The 26,229-nt window shown below is 61.8% G+C and carries 22 protein-coding genes and 2 pseudogenes; 7 read left to right on the forward strand and 17 right to left on the reverse strand.

Features of this window, described 5'->3' with window-relative positions; genetic code table 11:
* Window positions 1-18: 18 nt before the first annotated feature.
* Window positions 19-864: a nitrilase family protein gene (locus tag OXH74_RS23020; protein WP_375739021.1), complete on the reverse strand. Its 846-nt coding sequence runs from the start codon at window positions 862-864 to the stop codon at window positions 19-21.
* A gap of 144 nt (window positions 865-1,008) precedes the next feature.
* The gene (locus OXH74_RS23025) at window positions 1,009-2,508 is read right to left on the reverse strand and encodes a purine-cytosine permease family protein (RefSeq protein WP_375739022.1); all 1,500 of its coding nucleotides are present in this window, start codon (window positions 2,506-2,508) and stop codon (window positions 1,009-1,011) included.
* Window positions 2,509-2,847: 339 nt separating this feature from the next.
* Between OXH74_RS23025 and OXH74_RS23030 the strand changes: the two genes are divergently transcribed.
* Window positions 2,848-3,750 (forward strand): LysR family transcriptional regulator, encoded by a 903-nt coding sequence (locus OXH74_RS23030; RefSeq protein WP_375739023.1) that lies wholly within the window; start codon window positions 2,848-2,850, stop codon window positions 3,748-3,750.
* Between the two features lie 138 nt (window positions 3,751-3,888).
* Here OXH74_RS23030 and OXH74_RS23035 read toward each other — a convergent pair whose 3' ends face one another.
* A complete protein-coding gene (locus tag OXH74_RS23035; protein WP_375739024.1) occupies window positions 3,889-4,926 on the reverse strand; it encodes an MFS transporter in 1,038 nt (345 codons plus the stop codon).
* Between OXH74_RS23035 and OXH74_RS23040 the strand changes: the two are divergent.
* Window positions 4,879-5,682, forward strand: a pseudogene (locus OXH74_RS23040) (LysR substrate-binding domain-containing protein); the annotation flags it as partial. The gene OXH74_RS23035 and the pseudogene OXH74_RS23040 sit on opposite strands and share 48 nt — an antisense overlap.
* Window positions 5,683-5,832: 150 nt before the next feature.
* On the opposite strand, the gene OXH74_RS23045 reads toward OXH74_RS23040, so the two are convergent.
* A complete protein-coding gene (locus OXH74_RS23045; RefSeq protein WP_375739025.1) occupies window positions 5,833-6,627 on the reverse strand; it encodes an alpha/beta fold hydrolase in 795 nt (264 codons plus the stop codon).
* A gap of 339 nt (window positions 6,628-6,966) precedes the next feature.
* On the opposite strand from OXH74_RS23045, the gene OXH74_RS23050 reads away from it, so the two are divergent.
* The 3 genes from OXH74_RS23050 (at window position 6,967) to OXH74_RS23060 (ending at window position 9,297) form a co-directional block, all read left to right on the forward strand.
* Window positions 6,967-7,368 (forward strand): hypothetical protein, encoded by a 402-nt coding sequence (locus OXH74_RS23050; protein ID WP_375739026.1) that lies wholly within the window; start codon window positions 6,967-6,969, stop codon window positions 7,366-7,368.
* Between the two features lie 163 nt (window positions 7,369-7,531).
* Window positions 7,532-8,404 (forward strand): GNAT family N-acetyltransferase, encoded by an 873-nt coding sequence (locus OXH74_RS23055; RefSeq protein ID WP_375739027.1) that lies wholly within the window; start codon window positions 7,532-7,534, stop codon window positions 8,402-8,404.
* On the forward strand, window positions 8,404-9,297 hold the full coding sequence (locus tag OXH74_RS23060; protein ID WP_375739028.1) for a polysaccharide deacetylase family protein: 894 nt from the start codon (window positions 8,404-8,406) through the stop codon (window positions 9,295-9,297). The genes OXH74_RS23055 and OXH74_RS23060 overlap by 1 nt, the downstream gene beginning before the upstream one ends.
* A gap of 167 nt (window positions 9,298-9,464) precedes the next feature.
* On the opposite strand, the gene OXH74_RS23065 is transcribed toward OXH74_RS23060, so the two are convergent.
* The 9 genes and pseudogenes from OXH74_RS23065 to OXH74_RS23105 all read right to left on the reverse strand — a co-directional run bounded on the left by OXH74_RS23065 (window position 9,465) and on the right by OXH74_RS23105 (window position 19,777).
* Window positions 9,465-10,499 carry a GlxA family transcriptional regulator gene (locus tag OXH74_RS23065; RefSeq protein ID WP_375739029.1) on the reverse strand — a complete coding sequence of 345 codons (1,035 nt, stop codon included), beginning with the start codon at window positions 10,497-10,499 and terminating at the stop codon, window positions 9,465-9,467.
* A 622-nt stretch (window positions 10,500-11,121) separates the two neighbouring features.
* The gene (locus OXH74_RS23070; RefSeq protein ID WP_375739030.1) at window positions 11,122-11,550 is read right to left on the reverse strand and encodes a nuclear transport factor 2 family protein; all 429 of its coding nucleotides are present in this window, start codon (window positions 11,548-11,550) and stop codon (window positions 11,122-11,124) included.
* A 204-nt stretch (window positions 11,551-11,754) separates the two neighbouring features.
* The gene (locus OXH74_RS23075; protein WP_375739031.1) at window positions 11,755-12,258 is read right to left on the reverse strand and encodes a GNAT family N-acetyltransferase; all 504 of its coding nucleotides are present in this window, start codon (window positions 12,256-12,258) and stop codon (window positions 11,755-11,757) included.
* Between the two features lie 278 nt (window positions 12,259-12,536).
* The gene (locus OXH74_RS23080) at window positions 12,537-13,592 is read right to left on the reverse strand and encodes a 3-keto-5-aminohexanoate cleavage protein (RefSeq protein ID WP_375739032.1); all 1,056 of its coding nucleotides are present in this window, start codon (window positions 13,590-13,592) and stop codon (window positions 12,537-12,539) included.
* Window positions 13,593-13,643: 51 nt separating this feature from the next.
* Entirely contained in the window at window positions 13,644-14,492 is an 849-nt protein-coding gene (locus tag OXH74_RS23085; RefSeq protein WP_215375026.1) for a TauD/TfdA family dioxygenase, read from the reverse strand.
* Window positions 14,493-14,813: 321 nt separating this feature from the next.
* Window positions 14,814-15,482 (reverse strand): TIGR04211 family SH3 domain-containing protein, encoded by a 669-nt coding sequence (locus OXH74_RS23090; RefSeq protein WP_375739033.1) that lies wholly within the window; start codon window positions 15,480-15,482, stop codon window positions 14,814-14,816.
* Between the two features lie 325 nt (window positions 15,483-15,807).
* Window positions 15,808-18,003: a catalase/peroxidase HPI gene (gene katG, locus OXH74_RS23095; protein WP_375739034.1), complete on the reverse strand. Its 2,196-nt coding sequence runs from the start codon at window positions 18,001-18,003 to the stop codon at window positions 15,808-15,810.
* 236 nt (window positions 18,004-18,239) lie between these two features.
* Window positions 18,240-18,854, reverse strand: a pseudogene (locus OXH74_RS23100) (transposase); the annotation flags it as partial.
* 26 nt (window positions 18,855-18,880) lie between these two features.
* A complete protein-coding gene (locus OXH74_RS23105; protein WP_375739035.1) occupies window positions 18,881-19,777 on the reverse strand; it encodes a LysR family transcriptional regulator in 897 nt (298 codons plus the stop codon).
* 144 nt (window positions 19,778-19,921) lie between these two features.
* Between OXH74_RS23105 and OXH74_RS23110 the strand changes: the two genes are divergently transcribed.
* Entirely contained in the window at window positions 19,922-20,464 is a 543-nt protein-coding gene (locus OXH74_RS23110; RefSeq protein ID WP_375739036.1) for a hypothetical protein, read from the forward strand.
* A gap of 173 nt (window positions 20,465-20,637) precedes the next feature.
* The gene (locus OXH74_RS23115) at window positions 20,638-21,939 is read left to right on the forward strand and encodes an MFS transporter (RefSeq protein WP_375741669.1); all 1,302 of its coding nucleotides are present in this window, start codon (window positions 20,638-20,640) and stop codon (window positions 21,937-21,939) included.
* Window positions 21,940-22,021: 82 nt separating this feature from the next.
* Here the strand turns inward: OXH74_RS23115 and OXH74_RS23120 are convergent, their stop codons facing one another.
* The 4 genes from OXH74_RS23120 to OXH74_RS23135 all read right to left on the reverse strand — a co-directional run bounded on the left by OXH74_RS23120 (window position 22,022) and on the right by OXH74_RS23135 (window position 25,897).
* The gene (locus tag OXH74_RS23120; RefSeq protein WP_375739037.1) at window positions 22,022-22,933 is read right to left on the reverse strand and encodes a GlxA family transcriptional regulator; all 912 of its coding nucleotides are present in this window, start codon (window positions 22,931-22,933) and stop codon (window positions 22,022-22,024) included.
* A gap of 57 nt (window positions 22,934-22,990) precedes the next feature.
* Window positions 22,991-23,497, reverse strand: a complete 507-nt coding sequence (locus tag OXH74_RS23125) for an alpha/beta fold hydrolase (protein ID WP_375739038.1) — start codon at window positions 23,495-23,497, stop codon at window positions 22,991-22,993.
* A gap of 123 nt (window positions 23,498-23,620) precedes the next feature.
* Entirely contained in the window at window positions 23,621-25,096 is a 1,476-nt protein-coding gene (locus OXH74_RS23130) for a M20 family peptidase (RefSeq protein WP_375739039.1), read from the reverse strand.
* A 117-nt stretch (window positions 25,097-25,213) separates the two neighbouring features.
* Entirely contained in the window at window positions 25,214-25,897 is a 684-nt protein-coding gene (locus tag OXH74_RS23135) for a DJ-1/PfpI family protein (protein WP_375739040.1), read from the reverse strand.
* Window positions 25,898-26,229 lie beyond the last annotated feature (332 nt).

Here is a 26,229-nt window from a genome sequence, read left to right on the forward strand (position 1 = left end):
TCGAAAACCCAACACCTGCTATGCCAGCAACCCACCTGCGCTGTAGAGCTCAGGACGACGATCCTCATGTAGATGGTTGTTGTCGCTGATGCGCTTGTTGCGCGCATCGACGAGGTTCAGCGTGGCCATCAGGATCTGCTCACCCGCGGTGCCGGCTGGCCCCACCAGCGGGTAACCGTCCGGGTCGACGATCACCGATCCCTGCACCCAGTTCACCCCTCGCTCCAGCCCATGCCGATCACAGGCCGCGATGAACATGCGGTTCACCGAAGCATTGGCCTGGACTCTCACAACTTCGGCCGGGCGCTCGATTGACGGACGCGGACCATCCGGCCAGTTGACCGGCGCACAGAGCAATTGAGCACCGGCGAGCGCCGCTATGCGCACCCATTCGGGGAACTCCAGGTCGTAGCAGATCATCACGCCGATTCGCCCGTATTCGGTATCGACCACCGGCGGTGATGCTGTCCCGGGGGTGAAAATCGCATTCTCCCCATCCCAGAGGTGCGTCTTGCGATACAGGGCCCGCAGGCCCTGGCTATCGACCAGTGCAGCGCTGTTGGCAACGCGGCACTCGTCCAGGCGCTCGCAGAAGCCGCCGACGATGACTATATCCAGCTCGCGTGCCAGCGCCTCCCATAGCCGCACGGTCGGCCCATCGGTCGATTCGGACAGCGCCAGCGCCTCGGCCAGGTCATGGAACAGATAGCCGCTCTGCACCAGCTCCGGTAACACCACGACCTGCGCGCCCTTCAGCGCCGCCGAACGAATCACCCGCTCGGTCATCCTGCGGTTGTAGGCGAGATCGCCCAACTTCGGCGCCACCTGACAGCACGCCACCACACTCTTTCTTGATGCATTCAATGGGCTGTACTCCCTTGTTCATGCCTATGGCCAGCGACTGCGTTCATGGCCAGCAGGTCCCGTGTGCTCCAGCGACAGACGCAAAGCTTCCGGCCCGACTCTCCCCGCCAGGGGGAAGCCGAGCCTCCACCTAACGGGATGAAGTCAATGCTCCTGCCCCTTGCAAGGGTGGGCAATGGAGACGATGCCTCGCTCCGTGATGGCGTCGATGACACGCTGCTCGTGCTCCAGGTCGATGGAGCGGCTGAGGATGAAATAGGTCAGACCGGATACCAGCAGCCCGACCAGCCAAGCGATGTCCACGCCGTCCAGCAGTCGGGCCAGCGGCCCCACGAAAACCTCCTCCCCGGCCGAGGCATTGAAAATGTAGAAGAACGGGATCATACAGACGAAGCCCACCAGGTACGCCGCGATGCCGCGTACCTGCCACGCGCCGTAGATACCCTTGGGCGTGAAGAAATGGGGAATCGCATAACGCCCTTTGCGCACGAAGAAGTAATCCACCAGGTTGACGGCGGTCCAGGGCACCAGGAAGTACAGCAGCAACATCAGGAAGGTATTCAGGATGGCAATGCCGCTGCCCTGGATCGATAGCACGCAGATCAGCAGAACGACGCTGATGGCAACGATGGACAGCACTCGCGCCCGCGGCGTCGGTGAAATTTTCCGGAACGAGTCGACCCCGGTCAGCAACGTCAGCATGGCGCTGTAGCTGTTGAGGGCGATGATCGGGATGAAGCCCGCGACAGACACCAGCACCAGCACATGGCCCAGGCCGGGAATCAGCGAGGAGCCCACCTGGTCGAGCGCCACCAGGGCATCAGCCGCCTTCAGCTGCTGCGCGAGCCAGGCCCCGAGACCGATCATCCATGCCCCCGACAATGATGCCCCCAGAAACACCGCCGTAATCAGTTTGACCCGGCTGGTGTCCTTCGGCAGGTAACGCGAATAGTCAGACACGTAGGGGGCATAGGAGATGTTGTAGCTGGCGGCGATGGCGAACTGGGTGGCGAACGCTACCCAGTTGAACCCGAGGCTGGTATCCGCGGCGGCCTGGCCCTGGCCCGCCCCGAACATCAGGGCAATCGTCACCAGCGCATAGAGAGGCAATGTCACCATCAGCGCCCACTTGAAGGCCTTGTGCATCAGGTCGTGGCCGTAGATCGACAGCAGCGCCCCGACGGCCACCACTGTGCCCCCGACAACGATCGGGTCCAGGCCGAAGACGTTCTCGAGGCCGTCGATGATCAGCGAGACATTAACCACGTTGAAGCCAACGAACACAAACATCGTTGCCATCAACGCCAGCACCACACCTCGGTAGCCGAACTGCGCACGCGACTGGATCATTTGCGGCAGCCCCATCTCGGGCCCCTGGGAGCCGTGGAAGGCCATGAAGAGGGTGCCGAACATGATGCCTAATGCACCTGCCAGGGTGGTCCACAGGGCCGAAAGACCCAGGGTTGGACCTACGAAGCCAATGGAGATCGTAAAGAAATGGAAGTTGCCCAGGAACCAGAACGGCCCCTGGCTGCTGAGCTTGGCATGTCGCTCGGACTCCGGGATGTAATCGATCGAACGGCCTTCGATGGCCAATCCACCAGTGGCTTCGACGGCGTTGGCGGGGATGTTGGACCCTGACATACGATTCTCCTTCGCTCTGAATCGAGATGGGTAATTGTTGTTGTGATGCTGTCAGTGGGTTGGACGAAAAACTTCGCCGGTCTCGTGCATCAAGCAGAAGCCTTGGCAAACATCGACTCCATCCATGTTTGGCGAGAGGTGCAGCCGAAACGATGTGGCAAGCGCTCACGGACACCACCTATCATTGCCGGCCTGCAGTGAACCTCCTTCTCACGGCCCGTGGGACTTCACACGAGTTCCGACCAGGGCTCACTGTAGGGGGCCAGGCAGGGTCTTAAAATATTGCAGCCTAACTGTTCACATAGATGTCCATCTATGTGACGAGCAATCGAGGGCAACATGCTGGGGAACGTATCCGAGCTGGATATCCGCTTGATCAAGGTCTTTCTCGCCGTTGTCGAGGCTGGCGGAATCTCAGCCGCACAAACGGCGCTCAACACCACGCAGCCCACCATCAGTGCTCAACTGGCCTCATTGGAGACTCGGGTGGGTTTTCGCCTCTGCCAGCGCGGTCGGGCGGGATTCGCGCTCACGCCGAAGGGCAGCCAGTTCCTCGATGCCGCTCGCCGGCTGCTGGCCGCAGCCGAGGGATTCAGGCTCGAGGTCCAGCACATCAACCGCACGCTCTCGGGCACCCTCAACATCGGCTTGCTCGGCCAGATCGACCCGGTTGCCAACAAGAAGATCGCCCTGGCCATCGCCCGCCTGCGCGCCCGGCACGAAGGGTTGTACTTCCAGTTCACCGAGCTGTCGTCATCGTTCCTCGAAGAGAAGATCATCAACGGTCACCTGGACCTTGCCATCGGCTACTTCTGGCGACGGCTCGACACCCTCGACTACTTCTCACTGTTCAAGGAAACCCAGATTGCCTATTGCAGCCCCTCACACCCGCTATTCGACCGGGCCGGGTCGCTCAGCGCCGAGGACGTAGCCGAGCACGAATGGGTCTGGCCCAGCCACCCGCTGCCGGAAATGCCGGCGCCCACCTCGATCGAGCGTCTGACCGCCCTGACGGACAGCATGGACGGGGCCGCCCTGCTGATTCTCTCTGGCCAGCATCTGGGCTTTCTGCCGCAGCACTACGCGGCCAAGCACGTGGATCTGGATCAGCTACACGCACTGAACCCGGAGCAGCTCCGCTATGAGGTCTGCTTCCATGCAGCGGTGCGGCGCGCTACCCGCCAGAGTGACCTGGTGAGTGCTTTTCTCGCCGAGTTGATGGAGATGTTTGGCGTGAATTGAACCCAGGGCCGGGCACACACCTCCATCGCTCTGACCCCATCGCCTCCTAGCGCTGTCTGCACGCTTGAGCGAGGGGACGGGAGGCCAACCCTTGCCGGCTCGCACGCAAGGGTTGGCCCGCCATACCGCTTCTGCCGCTCAGCTCGCCCCGCGAAGCGGCTCCACCGCTTCGGCGCTGCCGAGCGAGCGACGGCCCGGTTGATACCAGAGGAACGCCAGGATGGCGGCAGCGCCTACCACGCCCGGTACGGCGAAGGCCAGGAAGCTGGCCTGGATCGGCAACGCCGTCGCATGCAAGGCACCACCCAGCAACGGACCGATGATGGCCCCGATTCGCCCAATGCCCATGGCCCAGCCAAGGCCCGTGGAGCGGATATGGGCCGGATAGAACTGCACCGTGCAGGCGTTGGCCAGGATCTGCGTGCCAATGGTGCTGGCCCCGGCGATGCCGATCAGCAGGTAGAGCACCGGCAGCGGCGACTTCAGCGCCAGCAGGCTGAGCGCCAGGGCACCCGTGACGAAGAACGCCAGCAGCACCCGCCCGAGGGCGATTCGATCGCCGAGCCAGCCGCCACCGATGGCGCCGAAGATGGCCCCGAAGTTCAGCACCAGCAGGAAGGCCAGGCTGGAGTTCAGCCCATAGCCGGCGGCATTCATCAGTTTGGGTAGCCAGGAGCTCAAGGCGTACACCATCAACAGGCAACAAAAGAATGCCAGCCAGAGCATGAGCGTGTTCACCGCCCTGCCCTCCTGGAACAACTGCAGGATGGACACCTTGCTCGCCTGTCCCTCGGCCAGGCTCAGTTGGTCATCCGGCTGGGGCAGATAATCCGGCGCAGCGTGGCACAACAGCTGCTGGGCACGGCTCACCTGCCCATCGCGCAGCAGGAAGTTCAGGGACTCCGGCAACTGCCGCACCAGCAACGGCAGCACCAGCAGCGGGACCAGCGCCACGAAGAACACTGCCCGCCAGCCCCAGACCGGCATCAGCAGAATCCCCAGGCCGGCCGACAGCATGCCGCCAATCGAGTAGCCGCTGAACATGATCGCCACCAGGGTGCTGCGTATCTTCCGTGGCGCGTACTCGTTCATCAGCGCGACCACGTTCGGCATTACACCACCAATGCCGAGCCCGCCGTCAGCAACGCCCTCAAACGCCTGCGCACTGTGCTGCAAGACGAAATCTTCGTGTGCACTTACCAGGGCATGGAGCCCACACCTTATGCCGCACAACTGGCCGAGCCCGTCGCCCTTGCCATGCACACGCTGCGCGGCGCCCTGAACCGGCAGGACCACTTCGACCCGCATACCAGCGAGCGCACCTTCACCCTGGCGATGACCGATATCGGTGAAATCTACTTCATGCCCAGGCTGATGGACGCCCTCACCCGCCTGGCGCCGAAATGCGTGATCAGCACCGTGCGCGACAGCTCCCTGAGCCTGGTCGAAGCCCTGCAGAACGGCACCGTCAATCTAGCCGTTGGCCTACTGCCCTACCTGCAGGCGGGATTCTTCCAGCGCCGGCTGCTCCACCACCGCTACGTGTGCATGTGCCGCAAGGACCACCCGGCCACCCGCGAGCCCCTGACCCTGGAACGCTTCTGCGCCTACGGCCATGTGCGCGTTATCTCCGCCAACACCGGGCACGGTGAAGTCGACGCCCACATGGCCCGGATCGGTATCCAGCGCGATATCCGCCTGGAAGTGCCGCACTTCGTCGCAGTCGGCCACATCCTCCAGCGCACCGACCTCCTCGCCACCGTGCCCGAACGTTTCGCCGCCTGCTGCGAAGAGCCGTTCGGCCTCACCTCCCTGCCCCACCCGGTGGCCCTGCCGGAAATCGCCATCAACCTTTTCTGGCACGCGAAGTACCACAAGGACCCGGCGAATCGCTGGTTGAGGCAATTGATGTTCGACCTGTTTTCCGATTGATCGCCAGCGACATCCAGCCCGTTCGAGCAAGAGCCGCACTGGACACCATCCCTTCGCAGGGTTGGCTTCGGCCAACCGGCGCTTTCCATCGCGGGCAAAAGAACGGAGCGCTTCTGCCCTGATTCCGGAAGTTCCGAAACGCCGTCCCCATCACTGCAGGAAACGGCTGACTGCGCCGATTACACGCTCCGACATCTCCCGATGGGGAACATGATGGCAGCCGACCAGGGTGAGTGTTTCTGCGCGCCCCTTGGCCAGTCCGGCAATCCGCTCGGGGTGTTGCAGCGACCCGAACTCGTCCTGATCGCCATGAATCACCAGCAAGGGGCATTCGATGGGTGCCAGGTTCTCCGCGAGCGACCACGCGGCGAAGGCGTCGGCGAGCCAGGTTTCCGTCCAGGCCTCCAACACCCAGCGGGCCTTGTCACCGTGATACTTCTGCAGACGCTCCAGTTGGCCGGGTTTACGGAATTCGTCCTTGGCACCCCGGATACCTTGCAGCGTCCTGTCTTCCACGAAGGCCTGCGCCGACTCGGTTATCAGCGCCTGGCAATGCGTTGGATACCGGGCGGCACAGTTGACCGCCATCGCTCCGCCAACACTATGGCCAAAGGCAATGAAACGCTGGATGCCCAGGCTCGACAGCAGGAGGGGGAAAAAGCGCTCCGCCTCATCGCGGATAAAGTCCACCGACCACTCCCCCGGATGGGGATCCGAACGCCCGAAACCGAGTCGGTCGTACGCGATCACCTCCCTCCCGGTCGCCGCCGACAGTCGCCCAGGGAAATCCCGCCAGAGCTCAACGCAACCCAGCGAGTCGTGGAGCAGGATGATCGGCGCCTCATCCGCAGCCTCGCCCGCGGCATCGGGCTGCCATCGGCGTACGAACAGTTTCCCGAAGGGGCTTTGAATCCAGTGATCCTCATGGGGGCTGGTGGAAAGCATGACGCTCCTCGAAGCAGTTGGCTGAATCGCGCGTTCAGGCAATTGGCGAATATGGGGGGCTGGCCAGAGTGATCCGCCAATAGTCAGGGCCGCAACGGCTGTAGCTTGCGAAGGTAACAATCGAGTTGGCGGTGGTCGAGATCGGGAGGAAACGGCCAGAAGCACCCTATATGGTCGAAGGCGCATTCATGGGTGCCACCCAACGACCTATCTCGGCGTCTCTTGCACACATGTTTCCGCCGGCAATGCATTGTTCGGCAACTTCCGCCGCGTACCAGATTGGTACCGCACGGGGGGATATGTTCGCGCCGGGTTCTGAGATGGCTATGATCGTAGTCCATGAAACCCTCATTCCCGATCCGCCAACCCTGCCCACCCGGAGTCTGCGACTGCGGGCTTGAGCCACTCCTGGAGACGCCCGGCGCCGATCTGCGCATCCTGCGCCTGACTCGCCAGGAGGAAAGGCGCTTGCTCGACCGACTGGAAAATATCGAGAGCCTGGCCGACCTCCAGCATATGCAACGCCGGATGTACGAACAGCTGGGAATCAGCCTGGAAATCGCTCCGGGCTTCAACGAAGTGCGCAGCATGCGCGGCATCGCTATCCACATCGACGAATTGCCGGGGCTCTGTCGCAAGACCCGCCAATCGATTCCGGCGGCGATTCGCCGGGGCTTGGAAAAGCATCCGGAGATTGCCTACAGGCTGCTCGATGCCCACGACCTTTTGCGCGATGCCTGAGGTGTCGCCTGCCTGCAACTGCCTGGATCGGTACTCAAGTTGCCGCTATACCGAAAAGATCCGAACCGGACAGGGCCCTGATTTTCCGGACTGCGCGCCCCCGTGTCCCCTGCCCCGGAGTATCGATCGTGGATCGCGACTAGCGTCTGAGGAAAACATGGCAGTGTCGAATCAGCTCGTCATACGCAACATGACCCGCCCCGAGCTGGATGAACTCGTCGGCTGGGCTGCCCGGGAGGGTTGGAATCCCGGCCTTCACGATGCCGAACTGTTCTGGGCAACGGACCCTGAAGCATTCATCGCGGCGGACCTTGAAGGCGAGTTGATCGGCGGCGGTGCCATCACTTCCTACAACGGCGAATTCGGCTTCATGGGCTTCTTCATCGTGCGGCCCGAATATCGCGGAAAGGGTCTCGGCAATACCCTCTGGCACGCCCGCCGCAATCGGCTCCTCGCCCGCCTGCACCCAGGTGCGAGCATCGGCATGGACGGTGTCTTCGCGATGCAGGACTACTATGCCAAGGGTGGTTTCGTCTTCTCCCACCGCAACATGCGCTTCCGTGCCGACATTCCGCAACGCTGGGTGACCCCGCGGATTGGCGACCAGGACATCGTCCCGCTGGCGGCTTTTCCCTTCGATCAGGTTCTCGATTACGACCGCACTTGTTTTCCCGCCCCACGCCCGGCCTTCCTGAGCGGCTGGATAACCCAACCCGATGCACTTGCCCTCGGTTGCCGGCGCGACGGGAGGCTAAGCGGCTATGGCGTGATACGGCGTTGCCGGGAGGGTTGCAAGATCGGCCCGTTGTTCGCCGATGACGCCCTGGCGGCCAACGCCCTCTACTCGCAGCTGGCAGGGTTCGCGGCAGGCGGCCCCCTGTTCCTCGACGCCCCGGAGAACAACCCTGCCGCGATGGAGCTTGTGCGCCAAGAGGGAATGATCGAAGTCTTCGGCTGCGCGCGCATGTATCTCGGCCCGCCTCCGGCTCTCGCGCACGAGCGGGTCTTCGGCGTCACAACCTTCGAGCTGGGCTGATGTCCACGCGCGACCTGGTCGGTTACGGCGGTTGCCCACCCCATCCACGATGGCCGGGTGAGGCCCGCGTTGCCATTCAGTTCGTGCTCAACATCGAGGAAGGTGCGGAGTCGTGCATCCTCAATGGCGATGCCCAGTCAGAAGCTTATCTCCACGAGCTGCCGGGCCGCCCGCCGCGCCAGGGAGAACGGGACCTGAGCGTCGAGGGCATGTACGAATACGGGTCCCGCGCAGGCGTGTGGCGCATCCTCGAACTGTTCAGCGCCCGAGGCCTACCGCTGACCGCCTTCGCCGTCGGCCGGGCACTGGAACTCAATCCGCAGATCGGTCATGCACTCTGCGCAGCCGGCCACGAGATCGCCGGGCATGGCTACCGTTGGCTGGACTATCGCGCCATCCCTGAAGATGAAGAGCGACACCACATACGCCTTACCCTCGACCTGATCGAGCAGATCTGTGGCACGCGCCCCGTGGGCTGGTACACGGGCCGAGTCAGTCAGAACACTCGCCGCCTGTTGCGCGAGGAAGGCGGGCTGCTCTACAGCTCGGACGCCTACAACGATGACCTGCCCTATTGGCTCCCCGGCTCGCCCGCACACCTGGTGATTCCGTACACGCTGGTCAACAACGACGCCCGCTATCTGCTGCCGAACGGTTTTCCCTCCGGGGAGGACTTCTGCCGGCTGCTCAAGGACGCTTTCGACTTCCTCTGGCACGAAGGGGCGCGCCACCCGAAGATGATGAGCGTCGGCCTGCACGGCCGCATCAGCGGTCATCCCGCACGCGCCATGGCGCTGGCGCGCTTTCTCGACTACGTACAAGGCCATGACTCGGTGTGGATCTGCCGACGGGAGGAGATTGCCAGGCACTGGATCGCCGAGTTCCCCGCGTAGGGCTGCTCATCTCCATGGTCGATTTGCCTTGCCAATCACCAGTGTGGCAGCGCCGCGTACTCCATGCTCCGGGCGGTCAAGGCCCGCGTGGCGTCTGCGGACTTGCCGAGAGCTGTCGTGCGTTGAAGGCGGAACGCCGGCGATTCACCTTTCCAACTACGGAATCGTCAGACCTTGAAATGGCTACGCTTGCGGAACATGCCAGGGGCGATATCGAACATTTCGCGGAAGCAGCGCTGAAAATGCGGGAGGGTAACGAATCCGCTCGCCACGGCTATTTCGATCAGGGATTTGTTGGTGTGCTGCAGCAATTGGCGTGCATGCGTCAGTCGCAGTTCCAGGTAATAGCGTGGAGGCGTCGCCTTGACGTGACGTCGGAACAGACGTTCCAGGTGTCGCCTGGAAATACCCACGTAACGAGCGATGTCGTCTATCCCGATAGGATCCTCAATATTGCTGTGCATCAGCTCCAGTGCGAGCTTGAGGGTTTGCGGCAAGGTCGGATCGAAGTCGATCGATACGACTGAAACATCGATGATGTCTTGCTTCTTGTCGCAGCTCAGCACCTCCTCCACGGCATTCAGCAGCTCCTGACCGGCGCTGTGGCGCACCACCTCCAGCATCATGCCCAACGAACTGTTCGCGCCGGCGCAACTGATCCGTTTACGGTCGAGCACATGAGAGTGGTTGGTCACATTTACCTTGGGGAAGAGCTCGGACATCATCGCCCGACCATCGGGGTGAAATGCGCAGTCATGACCATCCAGCAACCCAGCCTCGGCCAGGAAGTAGGCGCCGTTCCACAGGCCGCCCAGCACTGTGCCCGCCGCGTCAGCCGAGCGCAGCTTGGCGCGCAGCAAAGGCTCACCTTCCAGGCGGACGCGATAACCGCCGCACACAACGATGATGTCCTGATGCTTTTCGTCCAGTTCGGCCAGGGAGCAATCGGTGGAAATGGAAATCCCCAGATCGCTCACGACCAGACTGTCCGCCCCGACTACCTGAACCTCGAACACCGGCGTCGAACTCATGAGGTTGGCAGTGACCAGGGCATCTACCGCGCCGGTGAACGCCATCATCGAGAAATGCTCGCGAAGGATGAAAGACACTCGACGTACCGGTGTCGTCAACCCTGCGCGACTGGCCTTGTCCAGATGCGCCAGGTTCTTGCTCTTCAAAACGCTCTCGAAGGAGGTTCTCATGTCTCGACTCACGGGCACTTAGGGTACGAATCGACAATCCCCTTGCTGATACTCGGATATCGGTCCGTAGGCCGGCACCCACGCAAACAGCTTGTCACAGTTGAGACTTCCGGACAGTGCCGCAATCGCCACTTCCATTTCCCGACGCGACGCCGCGCCTGGACTGATGGCGGCCAGCAAGAAGCGGCTGCCCTTTCCTCATGCACCTTAGCAGCGCACTCGCGCCAGTATGTTCGGCTCGTCAAACCCGGCCACCAGATTGACCGTGACTGGCGCAGGAGAGAGATGTGGGAAAGAACGGGCAAGCGTAGCTGGAGTGCTTGCGACAGGCAGGAACGGCATGTGTATTGGGGCGCTGGCGAGTGACCTCCCTCTCTTACAAGGTCCGCAACCGGCCGGACGATGCCTTCGCCGATTCAGATCCCTACCCTCATCAGCCCCCATGCCCATGCCCGCTTTCGACTGTCATGGGCATCACTTGGGCTTGAGCTGCAACGGCATTGACTGGGGCAATGCTAAATGCTGACCGTTTCGATAAAACGTTTCGGCAGATGAGACGCCTCTGGCTGAATGCTTCGCGGCGTCTCCCGTCATTCACAGCGAGCCGTATCCCTCCTCTGCCCTAGGCCTTGGTTGCGGCCAGGTAAGCGCCCAAGCGCTGGCCCATCTCCTGGCCAAGGGCCTGCAGGCCGCTCATGGGGCGGACCATCACCTCGAACTCGACAATCTTTCCATGCTCATCGAAACGGATCATATCGATGCCCTTCAATTCGCGCCCATCGACCCGTGCGCTGAACTCCAGCACCACACTGAGGCCATCGGCCGTGACCAGCTGGCGGTGATAGGTGAAGTCGACGAAGACCTCGATCACCGTATTGAGGATGGTCGAGACCACTGCCGGCCCCGGATACGGGGTGTGCGCCATGGGAGATCGAAACACCACGTTCGCAGCCAGAAGCTCGGGCAGAGCGGCAAGGTCGCGCTGGTTCAGCATGTCGTGCCAACGTTGCAGCGAGGTGGCGGCCAGGGGATGCAGGTTCAGTTCGGACATTAGTACTCCTCTCGATCGTTCTTCTTATGGAGGCCCGCTCGGCGCGAATCGCGGCGCCGATCAGTCTGGTGAGCACGAACAATACGAACCGAAGCACCCAGGCTCAATGATCGAAAATGACAGTTGAATGATCTTGTCGCACAGCTTCCGCCAGGACACATGAAACCCGCCTGGGTGAGCCGAGCACAGGCAACCCTGACCCGTTCAGTGGGTTGCCCGTGTCACCATGAAACTCAACAGCTGTGGATCGTCATCCGGCTCGATGGCCTGCACCGGCCGCGGCAGTTCATCCAGCACCGTGCGCCAGAACGCCAGGGCCGTTTCGTCCTGACGGTAGAAACGCACCAGCCAGGCATCCACCCCGCTCATCAACACCTGCGTGGCCACAGCCCGGCCGATGCCCTGTCGGCGGTACTTCTTCAGGATGAACAAATCTGCCAGCTCCAGGGCGTCGAGCCCTGGCAACTCGCTGCGCTCGATCAGCAGAAAGCCAGCGATGAAGCCGTCAACGAGGATCAGATGAGCACTCCAGTCCGGATCCTGCCAATAGCGCGCCAGATGAGCCTCGTGGATGTAGTAGAGGCCGTTCACCTCCACGTCTTCCTGCTCCCAGTCCGAAGACTCGTAGGCATAGAACTGGTACAGATTGCGGATCAGCTCGACCTGCTCCGGGCCGGTCTGCAGCAACTCAATCGGGGCGCCACTCATGGCTGAGTCTCGCGCCCGGATTGGCAAGGAATGAAGAAATCGGGGATCGAAGGCATGAGAGTCTCGCTGGAGGGAACAAATTGCGAAGGTCCCATTCGGGGCTCGCCGTTTTGCGTGGCGGTATTCTTTACAAAACGAGTTGCCAATGCCATCGGGAAATACGCCCGGCGGGGTCACATGTAAAAAGCCGGCGCCCGCGGCAGACCTAAACCACCGTGCAGGTCCTGTCGCGAGCGTCGGCGATCGCCAGCCAGTCTCAGCCCTGGTCGCTGAGGGAATCAGGCGTGCTGGGTGAAGCCCACCTGTCCTGGCTTGCGGTTCGGCGCGAAGCCGTTCTTGGCCAAGGTCTCATCGGCGTTCTCGTAGAAGGTACCGATCTTGTAGATCTCACGGGCCTCCTGGCCATTGGCGACCTCGCGGCCAAATTCGCGGGAGATGCGCACCAGCTGCTCGATCTGCTCGACGGTAGTGATCTTGGCGGTCTGGCGTTGGTTCCAGATGTTGTCCTCGATGCCGCAGCGCACGTGCAGACCGAGAGCGATGGCCATCATGTTCAGCGGCAGCACGTGGCGCATGCTGGTCTCCACCGTCAGCACCGAACCGTCCGGGCAGGCGCGCACGAAGTTGGCCATGTCGTAGGGGTTCGGCGAGTCGAAGCCACCGCCGATGGCTACCCAGGTGAGGATCAGCGGCACATTGCACACACCCCGGCGCATCATGCGCTCGACGGTATTGAGCTGGGTGATGTTGGCCAGCTGGAAGTGGGTCTGGATGCCCTTGGTGGACAGGCGGCGGATGTGCTCCTCGACCCAGGCCGGGCCGGCCGGGATGGTCATTTCCTGGTAGGCCTTGAGCATCGCCGGGTCTGCCAGCGAGGTGCCGCGGATGTCGGCAACGGTCATCTGCTCGCAGACGTTCATCTGGTTGGTGTTGATGGCAATGGTCACCTGGTCCGGCGTCGGCGTCAGCTCAGCCAGCATGTGACGGGTATCGTCCGACAGCCACTTGGCGACCTCACCCTCGCTCTCGGGGGCGAAGGAGATCGAGCCACCGACCTGGAGGATCATTCCCGGGCAGGCTTCGCGGATACCGGCCAGCAGCTCGTTGAACTTGGACAACCGCTTGGAGCCCTTGCCGTCCTCCTCGCGAACATGGACGTGCAACACGGTGGCACCCGCGTTGTAGCAGTCGACTGCCTTCTGGATCTGCGCCTCCATGCTCACCGGGATGTCTTCCGGGAAATCGGACGGCATCCATTCCGGGCCATAGGGGGCGGCAGTGATGACCAGTTTCTGCATGTTTTCGACAAACAGGGAACCATCGATGAAGTTCATGGTGTGCTCCTCGGATTAGCGGTGTTGTGCTTGTTGTGCTGTTCGGAACGTTTAAAAAGGCTTGTCGCCGACGATGGCCGCGCGCTCCATCTTGCGATGGCAGGACGGGTAATCCATGACCGCGTAGTGCTGAGTGCTGCGGTTGTCCCAGATGGCGATGCTGTTTGGCTTCCAGCGCCAACGAACCTGGTACTCGGGCACGAAGGCCTGGCTCACCAGGTAGCGCAGCAGGTCAGCGGCGCCGGGGTTGGCGTCCTGGCCAAAGCGCACGCGCTCCTTGGTGTGGTAGTTGGTGAAGTGGGTGGTGAAGGCGTTGACGAAGAGGACCTTCTCGCCGGTTTCCGGATGCGTGCGCACCACCGGATGCTCGGCATCGGGGTACTGGGCCTTCATCGCCTGGCGCTTGTCCAGCGGCATAGCGGCGGCGAAGGACGCCTCGAAGCTGTGGTTGGCGCGCAGGTCTTCGATCCGCTGCTTGATCGCCTGCGGCAGGTTTTCATAGGCCAGCGCCATGTTTGCCCACATGGTGTCGCCACCCACCGGCGGGCACTCCACGCAGCGCAGCACGCAGCCCATCGCCGGGGTCTCGCGCCAGGTGCCGTCGGTGTGCCAGGCGTTTTCATAACGGTCGATCGGCTGGTCGGGGCGCTTGTAGATCTGCACCAGGCCCGGTGCCTCCGGGTGAGTCGGCGCCATCGGATGATCCTCCAGCTCGCCGAAGCGTCGGGCGAAGGCCACGTGGTCCGGACGGGAAATGTCCTGATCGCGCAGGAACAGCACCTTGTGCCGCAGCAGCAGTCCCTTGATCTCGTTGAACAGGCCGTCGTCGCGGACGGCATCGGCGAGGTTCACGCCGACTAGTTCAGCCCCGATACTGCAAGTGAGTTGTTCTACGCGCATCTTGTTGTTCTCCTCAGAGCGAAGGTTGTTCGGCCAGGCATTGCGCCGACCGGGTGAGCCGCCAGACAGGGGCTCACCGCGCAGGCCGTGAGGAGGAATCTATGGACGGGTGGGGCTGTCGACCTCTCATTTGGCGACAGCACATTTTCATTTCATGACAAAACCCAGACGCCTTATCTGGGATCTGGCGTGGCGTTGACTTGCGTCAGTTTTTGAGCAGGCATCTGCGAGCAGGTTGGCTTGGCTTTGGGGTACCACACTGCCTGCCCCGGCCCCCTCGATCGGCGTTGCGCCATCAGGGTGAAAAGGAATTCCAGGTCATCAGATCCACTGGTCATTACGCTTGCGCCGCACCCGCAGCAGAGTCGGCAGGAGCAGCCCGGCGAATAGCCCGGCGCCAGCAATGCCTCCGCCGTAAAGCATGTAGCGCATCAGCACCTGCTGGTTCTCTTCGCCCAACTGCGCCTCCAACTCGCGCACCTCGGAGCGGGCCTCGCTCAGCTCGCTGTCTAGCGCCGTGCGCGCCGCCTGCAACTCGTCAATCAGCACCTTGCGCGAATCCAGCGTCTCCTGCATGCCCTGCATGCGGCTCTTCCAGGTGTCGTTGATACCTTCCAGCTCGGCACTGAGTTCGGCCACTTTCTGCTCCAACTGCGGCAGGCGCTCGGCCTGGCCGGGCATCTCCTGCAGATCGCGGCTGGGAATCCATACGGTGTTGCCATTCACGCCGCGCACCTGGCTGTAATCCCCTTGGGTGCCCAACAGCTCGACCCTCTGCCCGGAAGTGAGCGTACCGACAATGCGGTAGCCGTCAGTCGGACCACTGCGCACATAGGTGCTTAGACGATCGCTCACCCAGCGCGCATTGTCGGCGGTCTCCTCGGCCTGCACCGGGGCACCGGTCGCCAGCAGGCCCCCTAGCAGGCAGGCGCCGAGGGCGAGGGTCTGAAGCGGGAAAACACAGGCGGTGAAATGACGGGATAGGGACATTGGGCAATCTTCACATGACGTTAGAGCGAAACCCTGCAAACGGGCGCGATAAAAGCCGGCCAGGCAAATTGTTGTAGATCGGAATGCGATCGGAGTGAACCGGGGTACAGCGCAGCGGTCCAGGTGTCGAACGGCCATGCAATCCCCCAATGGGCCGACAGGAGACAGACACCAGGCCACCTGCGGGAGTTCACTCGGGGTAATGGGCGTGGGATAGGTGGTATGAAAGGACTGCAGCGAAACACATGCAGCCGTGACTTGGTTCGGGTCATTCCAAACCAGGTCACGGCTTAGAGGCATAAACCTTTGTGCCTAGCCTCAGAGATCACGCAAGGTCGAAGCGATCAAGGTTCATCACCTTGTCCCAGGCTGCCACGAAGTCACGCACGAACACGTCCTGTGAGTCGCTGCTTGCGTAGACTTCAGCGAGGGCCCGGAGCTGGGAGTTCGAACCGAAGATCAGGTCAACGACGGTTCCCGTCCACTTGAGCGCACCCGTTGCCCGATCGCGCCCCTCCAGCACCCCGTCATCTGCCGCCGATTTCTCCCACTTCGTGCTCATGTCGAGAAGATTCACGAAGAAATCATTGGTCAGTGTTTCCGGCCGTTGGGTGAAGACGCCGTGTGCGGACTGCTCGAAGTTCGCATTCAGGGCGCGCAGACCGCCGATCAGCACTGTCATTTCAGGCGCGGTCAGGGTCAGCAACTGAGCTTTGTCCACCAGCATCTCAGCCGCCCATTCCTTGTGTTCCTTGCGCAGGTAGTTGCGGAATCCATCTGAGATAGGCTCCAGCACAGCCATTGCAGCCATATCGGTCTGGTCCTGCGACGCATCCATGCGCCCCGGCGAGAAGGGAACCTTCACGTCGTGGCCGGCTTGCTTCGCCGCTGCCTCGACGGCGGCGCAGCCGCCCAGCACGATCAGGTCAGCAAGCGAGACCTTCTTGCCGCCGGACTGCGAGCCATTGAAGTCCTTCTGGATCGCTTCCAGCTTCGGCAGGACCTTGGCCAGTTCGGCCGGCTGGTTGACTTCCCAATCCTTCTGCGGCGCCAGGCGAATACGCGCACCATTCGCCCCACCGCGCTTGTCGCTGCCGCGGAATGTTGCCGCAGACGCCCAAGCCGTCGTGACCAGTTGGGAGATGGAAAGGCCCGCCGCGAGGATCTTGGCCTTCAGGGCTGCGATGTCCTGTTCCTCGATCAGCTCATGGTCCAGTGCGGGAATCGGGTCCTGCCACAGCAGTTGTTCTGCCGGAACAAGCGGACCGAGATAACGAGCCACAGGCCCCATATCCCGGTGCGTCAGTTTGAACCATGCCCGAGCGAACGCGTCGGCGAACTGATCCGGGTTTTCAAAGAAGCGCCGTGCGATTTTCTCGTAAGCAGGGTCGAGGCGCAGGGAGAGGTCCGTGGTCAGCATGGAGGGTGCATGACGTTTGGACGGGTCGTGGGCATCCGGTATGGAGCCGGCGCCGGCGCCATGCTTCGGTCTCCATTGATGCGCACCGGCAGGGCTCTTCGTCAGTTCCCATTCGTAGCCGAACAGGTTCCAGAAGTAGTTGTTGCTCCACCTCGTCGGTGTCGAAGTCCAGGTGACCTCCAGGCCACTGGAGATCGTGTCCCCCCCTTTGCCTGTGCCAAAGCTGCTGATCCAGCCCAGGCCTTGTTGCTCGATGCCGGCCGCTTCCGGCTCAGGGCCCACCGCCGTCACATCGCCGGCACCGTGAGTTTTGCCGAAAGTGTGACCGCCAGCGATGAGCGCGACCGTTTCTTCATCGTCCATCGCCATGCGAGCGAAGGTCTCGCGGATATCCCGCGCCGCGGCGATCGGATCCGGGTTGCCGTTCGGTCCTTCCGGATTCACATAGATGAGGCCCATTTGCACAGCGGCGAGAGGACTCTCGAGCTGACGGTCGCCGCTGTAGCGCTCGTCTGCCAGCCACTTGCTCTCGGCGCCCCAGTAAATGTCTTCTTCGGGTTCCCAGATATCCTCCCGCCCACCGCCGAAACCGAAGGTCTTGAACCCCATCGATTCCAGGGCAACGTTGCCCGCGAGGATCATCAAGTCGGCCCATGAAATCTTCCGGCCATATTTCTGCTTGATTGGCCAGAGCAGCCTGCGCGCCTTGTCGAGGTTGACGTTGTCGGGCCAGCTGTTGAGGGGAGCGAAGCGCTGGTTCCCGGTCCCCGCGCCACCGCGACCGTCTCCGACGCGGTACGTGCCAGCACTGTGCCATGCCATGCGGATGAACAAGGGGCCATAGTGGCCGAAGTCCGCGGGCCACCAATCCTGCGAATCCGTCATCAACGCATGGAGATCCTTGATCACGGCATCCAGGTCGAGGCTCTTGAATTCCTCGGCGTAATTGAACGCCTCCCCCATGGGATTGGACAGAGCGGAGTGCTGATGCAAGACCTTCAGGTTCAGCTGATTGGGCCACCAATCTGCGTTCGTAGGGCCCGCCGCCGCTGTGTGTTTACCAGCCCCGCCTGAGAACGGGCACTTTGCTTCGTCTGACATGGTTCGCTCCTTTCGTTATCTTCATCCAACCGCTCGATACAGACTGGGCTGTCGGGTACGGACCTATCCAATAAGTTTCGGCAATGGGATTCATAGTAGTCAGGGAATACGAGTCCGATGAGCAGAGCGTCGCCGTCCGGAAGAAATCCTGCACGCGTGGATTCTGGATAACGCCATTGAGCGTGGTGGACAGGTTGTCGACGGCTTTATGGGCAACTCCCGTAGAGCGCTTGCCGTGATCCGATCTTGTCGTGGAGGCGTTCGGCTTTGACCTGGGCAACGGCAGGTTCCTGACGATCTGCGGTATCGAGCGCCGTCAGCTAACCATTGATGCTGGACTCGATCTCAGCCATTCGCCTTTGCAGCTTGGCGCTGGTGAAGTTGCGGTCACGATTGTTGACCGCCTTGAACTTGCTGCCATCGATGGCCACAAGCGCTTCCGCGAATAGGCCAAGCTACCGGCACAGCCCTACGAACTGCCGGCAGACGCCGCGGATTGCCTCGCCGTTATCCTTGCGGAAATTGGCGATGATCTTGAAGTCCGGTATCCGACGTCCGGTCAGCCACATCAATTCGACCTTGCGCTGGGCCTCTGGCTCAAGACGGCGGCGGGACTGGATGCGGTGGAGATAATCGTAGATGTAGATCTTCAGGAGGTCGGCAGGGTGGTCGGCCGGTCTGCCAGTTTGCGCCGGGACGACACCGTCGAAACCCAGCGTGCCGAGGTCGAGTTCATCGACGAACACATCGACCACCCGCACCGGGTTGGTGTCCGCTGCGTAGTCAACCTGGCTCTCGGGAAGCAGCGTGCTTTGGCCTTGACGCTGCTCTCCCTGGATAAAACGCTTCATGGGCCAGGAGCAGCCACCAAGCTCCTTCAATGACTCCTTGCGCAAATTTCCAGAACCAGCTTTCGAAGCCATCGATGAGCTGGGTCAGCACTGAATCGCGGATGCCAAAGCAATGAAACGGTGAACTCCGGAGTACGGACTGGAAGCGGAAAGCTGTACATCCCCTGGCGCAAATTCGCAGTATGGCGTTCGGGAACGCTGGCGATCAGGTCGGATCCACGAGCCAAACCCAGAGCAGTCGAAAAGCCGCCAACGATCGTGACAATCTTTCGCTCAAATCCAAGTGGCAGCAACGCGTCATCAATAGGACCTTTGTCACCTCCCTCTCGCGACACGAAGATATGCTTGCCTGCAGCATACTTCGCCGGTGTGATCTTCCCTCGGCTCAGTGGATGCCCGGATCGCACAACGCCAATGTAATTGTCTCGGAACAACGCTTGTCCCCGTAGCTCTGGAGCGGTCGACAGCTCTACAACACCGGTTTCCAGATCAACAACCCCATCGCGAAGTGGCTTGCTGTCTTTGTCTGGCTTCTGCAAAAAGCACAGCCGCACTCCAGGAGCCTCTTCCCCGATGCGCGCGATAAGCTCCGGCCCAAAACACTCCGCAAAGCCTTCGCTGGTCCTTAGCGTGAACGTCCTGGAGAGTTGTTTGAGGTCGAGTATTTCTGCGGGACGCAAAACCTCCTGCACATCCCGTACGAGTTGACTGACCCGGTCACGGAGCTCCATCGCTCTGGGGGTGGGGACGAGCCCCCTGCCCGCCCTGACTAAAAGTGGATCGCCAGTTGTCTCTCGCAATCGCGAAAGTGCTCGGCTCATCGCCGACGGGCTAAGCCGCAAGCGTTTGGCTGCACGAGCAACACTCCCCTCAGCGAGCACTGCATCAAGAGTAATGAGCAAATTGAAATCTGGAGTCGGCATGCGTTGATGATAGCTCAGCCTGCTGGTGACATAGCGTCAAACGCATCAATAAAGTGCAAATGGTGCGTCTTCCGCCATATCCAAGCACTACTTACAGTCCGATCTATCGGCACATCCGTACCGAACAGGATCGGGAGAGAATGTATGAATTCGTTGGAAAAATTTGTTGGCGGAGTCAGGTCGATTTGGGGAGCTCTCAGCTCTGAAGTGGTTGCAGGCTGCCAGCAGCAACTGGATGAACTCTTGAAGACTCCGCTCACGGAGCAGTGGCTGGCGGCATTGCACCTGGAAGCATTGGCTCAACAGGAAATGTACAGAGATCCGACTAATGGATTTGTGCTGCTGGCGCACACTGAGCCTGAAGGGCTCTACAGACCACCGCATGATCATGGCAGGGGATGGGTCATCTATGCGGTTCAGCAAGGTGAGATCGAAATGGGGACCTATGCCCGAATCGAGGACCAGGACGGCAGGGTGAAACTCGTGAAGCGGGGCTCCACTCTGGTCCGCCCCGGTCAGACTCAGGTGTACCTGCCCGGAGACATTCACGATACACGCTGTATTTCAGGGCCTGCGCTGTTATTCCGCTTTACAGATCGGGATCTGAAGAAGGAGGACAAAGAGGCCCATAGGCTGACGAGGTATGTAGAGCAGGACGGCGTCTGGATCCCAGGGGCGAGGCTGTGAGCCCCCGCCTGGTTAAAGCCATGGAGCTCCGGTTGCCTCCGGAGCCCATTCGCTCTTGCGAAAAGCCTGAACCGATATCGCCTGTGCGACGCCCTTCAGTGCATGCCGCTGACGCGCTGTCAGGTCTGCCTGAGCCAAGGCATGCCATTGCTATCGGCTCCGTGCTGGCTGCCATGGTGCTAGTGGTGCTGAACACGGCGGTAGCAAACGTCGCCCTACCAACGATCGCCGAAGCGCTGCAAGTGACGCCTGCCATGTCCATCTGGATCGTCACGGCTCACCAGGCAGCCCTCCTGATGGCTTTGCTGCCGTGTGCGGCGCTCGGAGAAAGTCTTGGTTATCGACGGGTATTCAGGTGGGGAGTTGCGCTGTTCACAGGCGCCACCTTGATGTGCGCATTGGCGCCGTCCCTGTCTTGGCTTATCGCTGCCCGTTTCCTTCAGGGGCTTGGAGGGTCGGCCGTCATGGCTCTCGGGATTGCACTGCTTCGTCTAGAGGTGCCGCATCGGCAGCTAGGTGCCGCTATCGGCTGGAATGCCCTTGCTGTTGCTCTGTCATCGGCTACCGGCCCGGCAATCGGCGCGGCGATACTCTCAATGACAAGCTGGCCTTGGCTCTTCGCTGCCCACCTCCCCTTAGGGGTGTTGGTGCTTCTGTCTACCAGTGCGCTAGCTGACGTCAAGGGCACTGCTCGTCGAACAGATCTGTTGAGCGTCGTGTTGAATGCCGGAGCCTTTGCGTCGTTGGTCATTGCTGCCGGGCTCTTGGCAGACAGGCCCCTTCTGGCTGGCGCGCTGCTCGCCATATCAGCCATTCAACTGATTTTGCTGGTGAGGCGAGAAATGCCAAAGGAAGCACCACTGATCCCGCTTGACTTGCTCAGATCCAATTCATTCTGCGTTTCAGTGATCGCCTCGACTTGTTGCTTTGCAGGACAGACCGCAGGGATGGTGGCGCTACCTTTTTACCTGCAGAACGGCCTTGGGCAAGAGCCTCTAATGGCCGGCCTCTATATGATTCCTTGGCCATTGACCGTTGCAATTATCGCACCGCTCGCTGGCCGCCTTGCAGACCGATGGCCGACAGCCTGGCTTTGCTCCGCAGGAGGCTTATGTCTTGCGGCCGGGCTAGGGGCCGCTTCACTGTGGCCGCTCAAGGGCATCCCCTTTCTGCTCGTACCATTCACCATGCTGTGTGGTCTCGGTTTCGGCCTGTTTAATATCGCCAACAATCGCAAGATGTTCTTATCGGCACCCATAAAGCGAAGTGGCGCTGCCGGAGGCATGCAGGGCACCGCTCGACTACTTGGACAAACCGCTGGTGCAATAATCATGACGCTGCTCTTCAACCTGCTCCCAATCGACTCTGCGCCTCAGATCGGTCTTGGTGCCGGAGCTGTTTTGACCCTGCTCGCAGCCCTGACGAGCACGCTACAAGGCAGACGGACGGAAAGCACCCATTCGGAAGTTTCATAGGCTCTTTATCGCCGCAATTTGCTCCTGCTCATGTGTTGCCGATGCCTCCTTTGGGTAAAACCCGGCCTGTCATGACTGAAGGTTAATCGCTGGCCGAGCGTCGTAGCGATGACGGGGGCACCCCCAGCAAGCGCATGAAGCTGCGCCGCATGCGCTCGACGTCGCCGAACCCACATTCAGTGGCCACGCGTTGTACCGAGTTGGCACCGTTCTCAAGCGCAGTGCGAGCGGCCTCCACGCGCAGGCGCTCCACGGCCTTGGCCGGGGTGACACCTGTCTTTGCGCGGAACTCCCGCGCGAAATGGCGCGGGCTCATGCAGGCTATGGCCGCGAGGTCTTCGACGCCATGCCGCTGTGCGAGGTGGCAGCGTACATAGTCGAGCAGCACATCGAAGCGGTCGTGCGATCCCTGCATCGTGAGCAGCGCGGAGAACTGCGACTGCCCGCCTGGCCGACGGTAGTAGACGACCAATTCCTGCGCGACGCTGCGAGCGAGTTCGTGGCCATGGTCCTCAGCAATCATTGCTATCGCGAGGTCGATGCCAGCGCTGATACCGGCACTGGTCCACACGGACTCCTCCTTGACGAAGATGCGGTCGGCGTCGAGGTGCACATTCGGGAACTGGCGCTCGAACTGCCCGGTGCGCGACCAGTGCGTAGTCGCACTGCGCCCATCGAGTACACCTGCCGCGGCGAGCAGCAGGCTGCCCGAGCACACGCTGGCAACGCGCACCTGCCGAGCCACCGCGCGGCGCACGAAATCCAGCAGGCGCTCGTCGTTCATTGCCTGGTCGACGCCATCACCACCTGAGACCAGCAAGGTGTCGATGTCGCACAGCCGTGGCAGCTGCTCGGCCTGCCAGGCCACGCGCGACGAACTGTGCACCAGACCAGGTTCGAGGGCGACCACCTGGATGGCGTAGCCCCCCGCCGCCTCGAAGGCCGCGATCGGCCCGGCAGCATCGAGCAGCTGGAAGTCCGGAAACACGAGCATTGCAACGCGGTGCGACATGGCAGGAATAGAGGTTTAGCTAGAGATTCAGCCAGCACGTTAGTCCACGGCGCTAGCCGCGTCAAAACGGCCTGCCTTCCCCCCCGTGGGAAGGGCTCTCACCGGCTTCGATCGCCGAGCCCATCTGGCTGCGCCGGGGCGTGCGGATGCCATGCGGCGCGTCGATGAATGCAACGCTGGCCACACGTCGCGGTTCGCGCATCGCGAGCAGCGCGGCCAAGGTCCCCCCATCGAGCTGCCGGCGATATGGACACGCTTGAGGCCCAGGCGCTCGAGCAACATCACGAGCCGTTGCATCTGCGCGGCATAGCCGTACGACTCGCCGGCCAAGCGGCTGTTGCCGCCGAATCCGGGAAGATCCGGAACGATGACGCGGTAACGATGGGTGAGTTGCCGATCGTAGTCGACCCAGTGGTCCTTCTCGCCGAAGATGCCGTGCAGCAAGACCACCACCTCGCCCTGGCCACCCTCCAGATAGCGCACCTCATGCGTACCCACACTCACCGTTCGTTCCGAGGGCCCGGCGACCTTGCGGTTCAGTTCCACCAGAGGCAGTTTCCACTACGCCGGAGCCCGGTAAAAAGCTGCCACGGCGCTGGTCAGCACCGCGGCGGCAAGGGGGACCACGCGTTTAAGCTTCAAAATGGGATTTCACCTGCAACTCAGCATTCATTGGGTAGCCCGTTGCGAGGCCGAGGTGATCAGGCGGTGATAGAAGGCGATCATCCCGGTGTAATTTTCGATCGAGATGCGCTCGTTGGTGCCGTGAAAACGCGACAGGTCACTCTCGGTGGCACGCACCGGTGAGAATCGGTAGATGTGGTCGGCGATTGGCAGCATGTGACGCGAGTCGGTGGCCGCTACCATCAGGCCTGGCGCAACGATGGTGCCCGGAAAGATCTCGCGGATCGTGGAGTTGATCAGGTGATAAGAATCCGACTGCGTGCCTGAGATCGGCGAGGCTTCCGAGACAACGCCCTCGCGACGCACCAGCACTGACGGGTTATCGATAACAGCATGCGTATGCTCGATCACCTCGTCCTGAGTGTCCCCTGGGAGCATGCGCACGTTCACAAATGCCTCGGCTTGTGCTGGCACCACGTTCACCTTGTTGCCCGCATGAATCACCGTCAACGCCGACGTCGTGCGTGTGAAGGCATTCGAGCTCCTGGTCTTCTCAAGCTCCCGTTTGACCAGCGGACCGAACAACCACAGATTGGAAAGCAGCACGCGCTGGACTCCGCGCATCTCGGGTGCGAGGGTGTCAAACATCTCGGCGGCCACCCCGCCTATCGCGGCCGGCATGGGGACCTGCTCAAGGCGCGCCAGCGCAGTGCTGAGCATGCCGATGGCCGTCTCGCGTGGAGGCATCGAAGCATGGCCGGGGTCGTCATGCGTGGACAGCGATAGCGTCATGATGCCCTTCTCGGCCACGCCGATCAGCGCGACCGGCTTGTCGAGGCCCTTCATCACGCCCTCAGTTATGAGCGTGCCCTCGTCCATCACGAAGTTGAGTTGGACCGACCGTGAGGCCAACAACGCGGCGATCTCTTTCGCGCCGCGACTGCCGCCGACTTCTTCGTCGTGGCCGGCCACGATGTAGATCGTCTGCTTCGGCCGGAAGCCCTGGGCCAGCAGGACTTCTATGGCCTCCAACATTGACAGCAGGTTGCCCTTATCGTCCCAGGAACCTCGGCCCCAGATGTAGCCGTCCTTGATGGTGCCCGCGAATGGATCGACAGACCAGTTCTTCTCCGTGCCCTCGGCGATGGGTACCACATCCTGGTGCGCCATCAGCATGAACGGCTTGGCCTTCGGGTCGCGCCCCTCCCACGTGTAAAGCAGGCTGTAACCTCCCACCAGTTCGCGCTTGAGCGTGCGGTGCACCCGCGGAAACATTTGCTGCAGGTGCTTGTGTAGTTTGAGGAACTCGGGCGCTGCATGGTCCGGCTTGCCGTCGTACGAAACGGTGCGCAGCCGCACCGCCGCAGCCAGCCGTTCAGCGGCTGCCAGGCCATCTATCTCGGTATGCTGCACGGCCTGTACCTCAATCTGCTTCGACTCCTTGAGAAAGGTGTTCGCCAACAGCACGAGCGCCAGGGACACCAGAGCCGCCAGTAGCCCTAGTAACGATTTCTTCAACATCAATGAGCTCCTCCACGAAACTGCTCGATTGCGGCTCACGGGTCATGCTTCGGCAGGGGGCCCGGTTTCGATGGAAGCCGCACAAGGAAGCCTACCCCGGAGATCGCCGGCACACGGCTACAGCCGTACCACCGCTTGGGCGATGCGCGCTTCGACATAAGCCACACGGTCGGCCTGCAGCGCGCTCAGGTGCTCGACCAACGCAGGGCCGGCCTTCTCGGGCGTGCCGCAGTCGAACGGCGGCTCAGGGTCGTACTCGAAGGCCAGCTGCAGTGTCTTGGCCACGTCGTCACCGGCCAACTCGGCGGCCAGGGCGAGGCCGAAGTCGATGCCAGCCGTCACCCCGCCGCCCGAGATGCGATTACGGTCGCGGACGATGCGCCGTGCCACAGGCTCCGCACCAAAGCGCGGCAGGTACTTGCGCCACATCCAGTGGCAGGCCGAGCGGTAGCCCTGCAGCAGCCCGGCGGCGCCGAGCAACAGCGCGCCATTGCACACTGAAGTGACGTAGCGCGCGCTCTCGCCGTGGCGGCGCAAGAAGTCCAGCGTCTGGCTGTCGTTGAGCTGGTCGCCGATGCCGAAGCCACCTGGCACGCACAGCACGGTCAGTGGTGGGCAGTCGGCGTAGGTTGTGGTCGGCACGATCTCGAAGCCAACGTCGGTGAGCACCGGATCGGTGGTCTTCCACACTAGATGCACCTTCGCATCCGGCACACGGCTGAGTACCTGGGCCGGCCCGGTCAGGTCGAGCTGGGTGACATAGGGGAAGAGTAGGAATCCGATGTTGATGGGGGAGTTCATCGTGGCACCTGGCGACGTAATGGGGACCGGTCCCAAGAATCGTCGCCCGGCGCAATGGCTGCAATGTCACACTTACAGCTTTTTCTGCCATCCAAACCGAACCGCACCGAACGCGTTGCCAGTATTACGGATCTCGGCGCCGACTACGAAAATGTCGTGCACCAACCCGACATAAGTTTGCCCTAGCGACGCTTGGCTCCCCGCTGCGCGAACTACAGAATGGCCGGGGCGGTAACACCCACTACCGACCGGATATATGCATGCAACCGCACTGACGGCAGGGCAGCATGAATAGCCTCGGCTTCTCCTGAGCCCGTCCAGTGTCCTTGGCT

It is taken from the genome of Metapseudomonas boanensis (genome assembly GCF_042232855.1).
Lineage (GTDB): Bacteria > Pseudomonadota > Gammaproteobacteria > Pseudomonadales > Pseudomonadaceae > Metapseudomonas > Metapseudomonas boanensis.

Coding starts and splice junctions, on each gene's coding strand:
- OXH74_RS23045 (WP_375739025.1), bottom strand. CDS start 6,627: ATGCTTTCCACCAGCCCCCATGAGGATCACTGGATTCAAAGCCCCTTC.
- OXH74_RS23115 (WP_375741669.1), top strand. CDS start 20,638: ATGGTGCTAGTGGTGCTGAACACGGCGGTAGCAAACGTCGCCCTACCA.
- OXH74_RS23075 (WP_375739031.1), bottom strand. CDS start 12,258: ATGAGTGGCGCCCCGATTGAGTTGCTGCAGACCGGCCCGGAGCAGGTC.
- OXH74_RS23060 (WP_375739028.1), top strand. CDS start 8,404: ATGTCCACGCGCGACCTGGTCGGTTACGGCGGTTGCCCACCCCATCCA.
- OXH74_RS23025 (WP_375739022.1), bottom strand. CDS start 2,508: ATGTCAGGGTCCAACATCCCCGCCAACGCCGTCGAAGCCACTGGTGGA.
- katG (WP_375739034.1), bottom strand. CDS start 18,003: ATGTCAGACGAAGCAAAGTGCCCGTTCTCAGGCGGGGCTGGTAAACAC.
- OXH74_RS23105 (WP_375739035.1), bottom strand. CDS start 19,777: ATGCCGACTCCAGATTTCAATTTGCTCATTACTCTTGATGCAGTGCTC.
- OXH74_RS23050 (WP_375739026.1), top strand. CDS start 6,967: ATGAAACCCTCATTCCCGATCCGCCAACCCTGCCCACCCGGAGTCTGC.
- OXH74_RS23065 (WP_375739029.1), bottom strand. CDS start 10,499: ATGAGAACCTCCTTCGAGAGCGTTTTGAAGAGCAAGAACCTGGCGCAT.
- OXH74_RS23120 (WP_375739037.1), bottom strand. CDS start 22,933: ATGCTCGTGTTTCCGGACTTCCAGCTGCTCGATGCTGCCGGGCCGATC.
- OXH74_RS23130 (WP_375739039.1), bottom strand. CDS start 25,096: ATGTTGAAGAAATCGTTACTAGGGCTACTGGCGGCTCTGGTGTCCCTG.
- OXH74_RS23070 (WP_375739030.1), bottom strand. CDS start 11,550: ATGTCCGAACTGAACCTGCATCCCCTGGCCGCCACCTCGCTGCAACGT.
- OXH74_RS23085 (WP_215375026.1), bottom strand. CDS start 14,492: ATGCGCGTAGAACAACTCACTTGCAGTATCGGGGCTGAACTAGTCGGC.
- OXH74_RS23110 (WP_375739036.1), top strand. CDS start 19,922: ATGAATTCGTTGGAAAAATTTGTTGGCGGAGTCAGGTCGATTTGGGGA.
- OXH74_RS23030 (WP_375739023.1), top strand. CDS start 2,848: ATGCTGGGGAACGTATCCGAGCTGGATATCCGCTTGATCAAGGTCTTT.
- OXH74_RS23080 (WP_375739032.1), bottom strand. CDS start 13,592: ATGAACTTCATCGATGGTTCCCTGTTTGTCGAAAACATGCAGAAACTG.
- OXH74_RS23090 (WP_375739033.1), bottom strand. CDS start 15,482: ATGTCCCTATCCCGTCATTTCACCGCCTGTGTTTTCCCGCTTCAGACC.
- OXH74_RS23135 (WP_375739040.1), bottom strand. CDS start 25,897: ATGAACTCCCCCATCAACATCGGATTCCTACTCTTCCCCTATGTCACC.